Here is a 2,464-nt window from a genome sequence, read left to right on the forward strand (position 1 = left end):
GGCCTCGCGCTCCAGCAGCAGCGGCGCATGGCCGGCGCGCGCCAGATCGATGGCGGCCGCCGCACCGGCCAGCCCGCCGCCGATAATCAGCGGCGACATGAGGCCACCGTCCAGCGGAACGGCAGGTGCCAGCGCACGTCCGCCTGCACCCCGGCTGCACCCAGCAGGCGTGTCCAGTCCGCCCGGGTGAAGGCGCGGCGTACCGACAGAGCGCCATCATGGGCGACAATCGGATGCCAGCCCAGCACAGCCGCCAGCGCACGAAAGCCGGCCCAGGCCAGCGGATGCCGGTGCAGATCATTCACCAGCCAGCCGGCGCGCGCCGCCCCGTCCATCCAGCGCAGGAAGCCCACCAGTTCGGCATCGCGCATGTGGTGCGCCACCAGGCTGGAGATGATGAAATCGGGCGCGAAATCCAGCGCCTCGGCGCGGCCGGTCACATAGCGGATGCCCAGCACCGGATCGGTCGCCGCTACCGCCACCGGGGCGGAGCGCGGGTTGAGATCAACACCCACCAGGTCTGCGGCGATGCCGTGGCGCTGCGCCCAGCCGGCGATAGCGCGCAGCATGTCGCCATGGCCGAAGCCGACATCGACAAGGGTGAAGCGCGTCATGCCCACAGTCTGCCGCCTGAGCCAAGCCAGCGTCGGCGGGCGGGCGCGGGTGAGGCTGTTGACGCGCGCCAGATCGGCGATGACCGCGGCATAAATGGCCGGATCGAGGCCATCATCGTCCATGATTTCCGGCAGATCGGCGCGCACGCGAAAATCGATCGGCGCGCGCGGCCAGTCTGCCGGCAGTGATGCCATCAGCCGACCGTTTCGAAGCGGAAGCTTTCCGCCGCCAGCCCGGGGCCAAAGGCGACGCCAAAGCCGGGCACGCCGCGCGGCACGCTGCTTCCCACCCCGGCCATGATCCGGTGCAGCACGAACATGATGGTGGCGCTCGACATGTTGCCACACTCGCGCAGCACCTCGCGTGACCAGTTGAGGGCGCCCTGCCCCAGCCCCAGCCCGGTTTCCACCGCATCAAGGATGGCGCGGCCGCCGCCGTGCACGGCCCAGACGCCAAATTCGTCTGGCTGCCGGCCGCGCAGCAGGTCGGCGCCCGCCGGCCCTGCGAGCGCTGCCTGCAGGATCGGCGGCACCCGGCCCGACAGGTGCATGTCAAAACCCTGGTCCCCGATGTTCCAGGTGATGGCGTCGGCGCTGTCGGCGATGGTGGCGGCGCGGAAATCGGTGAGGGCAAGCCCGGTGGGATCGGCGGTCACCAGGGCTGCGGCACAGCCATCGCCGAACAGCAGCATGGCAAGCAGCGATTCAAGGTCGCCGGTTTCCTGGAAGTGCAGCGTGCACAGTTCCAGGTTCACCACCAGCACCCGCGCCGAAGGATCGGAGCGGACGAAATGATGGGCGAGCCTGAGCGCATTGACCGCCGCATAACAGCCCATGAAGCCAACATGCGTGCGCTCGACCGCCGGTGACAGGCCGAGACGCTGGACAAGGATCTGGTCGATCCCCGGCGCCACCATGCCGGTGCAGCTGGCCACCACCAGGTGGGTGATGCCCTTCAGCTCGCGCGCCGACAGGGCGAGGCCGGCCACCGCCTGTTCGGCCAGCCCGGGCGCGGTGGCGGCAAAGCGCGCCATGCGCTGCTGCGTGGTGGGAAAGCCGCCGGGGCGATAGAAGCCTTCGGCATCGGCGGTGAAGCCGTCGGGGTCCTTCACCGGCGTGAAGAAGCTCCAGCGGTGATCGATGGCGCTGCGGCCAACGAGGCGCTTGAAAAGCAGCTGATCACGCCGATCGTGGATCAGCGTGCCGACGAAATCCACGAAGGCCTCGTGCACATCGTTGGGCGGCAACGCCGTGCCGATCCGGTTGATGTGCGCGACTGCGGGGGCGTGCATCGCAGATATTCCTTTCGGGTGGGGCAATTGCAACGTGCGCTGCATTTCAGGGGCTTGCAACAGCCATGACTGCGGCCGATGGATGCGCCATGAACGCGGCTGGCATCTCTGCGGTTCCCGGCATCGCGGTGGGCCATGCCCATTGCAGCGTGGCGCGCACCGGCGTCACCCTGATCATCCCGGACCAGCCGGCGGTGATGGCAGTGGAGGTGCGCGGCGGCGGCCCCGGCACCCGCGAGACCGACGCGCTGAACCCGATCAACCTCGTCGAACGCGCACATGGCCTGGCGCTGGCCGGTGGATCGGTGTTCGGGCTGGCAGCCGGCGACGAGTTGGCGCTGCTGCTGAGTGCCGCCGGGCGCGGCCTGCCGATGGGCGATGGCCTGCCGCCCGTGCCGGTGGTGCCGGCCGCCAAATTGTTCGACCTCACCAACGGCGGCGACAAGAACTGGGCGATGGAGCCCCCCTATCGCCGGCTGGCGCGGGAGGCCCTTGCCCGCGCCGGGCTGCCGGGCAGCGATGGCCACGGGCCGCTAGGCGCCGGTTTCGGCGCCCGTT

4 protein-coding genes are annotated in these 2,464 nt (G+C 69.9%); 1 reads left to right on the plus strand and 3 read right to left on the minus strand.

The window, feature by feature from the left end; translation table 11 throughout:
- The 3 genes from GJV64_RS15705 to GJV64_RS13665 all read right to left on the minus strand — a co-directional run.
- Positions 1-99 (minus strand): FAD-dependent oxidoreductase (locus GJV64_RS15705; protein ID WP_164157934.1); only part of this gene is annotated, 99 nt, incomplete at its 3' end.
- On the minus strand, positions 87-809 hold the full coding sequence (locus GJV64_RS13660) for a methyltransferase domain-containing protein (protein WP_205599641.1): 723 nt from the start codon (positions 807-809) through the stop codon (positions 87-89). The genes GJV64_RS13660 and GJV64_RS15705, both read right to left, overlap by 13 nt.
- Entirely contained in the window at positions 809-1,906 is a 1,098-nt protein-coding gene (locus GJV64_RS13665) for a type III polyketide synthase (RefSeq protein ID WP_164157936.1), read from the minus strand. The genes GJV64_RS13660 and GJV64_RS13665 overlap by 1 nt, the downstream gene beginning before the upstream one ends.
- An 89-nt stretch (positions 1,907-1,995) precedes the next feature.
- Here GJV64_RS13665 and GJV64_RS13670 point away from each other — a divergent pair.
- Positions 1,996-2,464 (plus strand): P1 family peptidase (locus GJV64_RS13670; RefSeq protein ID WP_205599642.1); only part of this gene is annotated, 469 nt, incomplete at its 3' end.

This window comes from Sandarakinorhabdus rubra (genome assembly GCF_010994245.1).
GTDB classification, from domain to species: Bacteria; Pseudomonadota; Alphaproteobacteria; order Sphingomonadales; family Sphingomonadaceae; genus Sandarakinorhabdus; species Sandarakinorhabdus rubra.

Excerpts from the sequence above, each read along its gene's own strand:
- GJV64_RS13660 (WP_205599641.1), bottom strand. The coding sequence starts at position 809 with ATGGCATCACTGCCGGCAGACTGGCCGCGCGCGCCGATCGATTTTCGC.
- GJV64_RS13665 (WP_164157936.1), bottom strand. The coding sequence starts at position 1,906 with ATGCACGCCCCCGCAGTCGCGCACATCAACCGGATCGGCACGGCGTTG.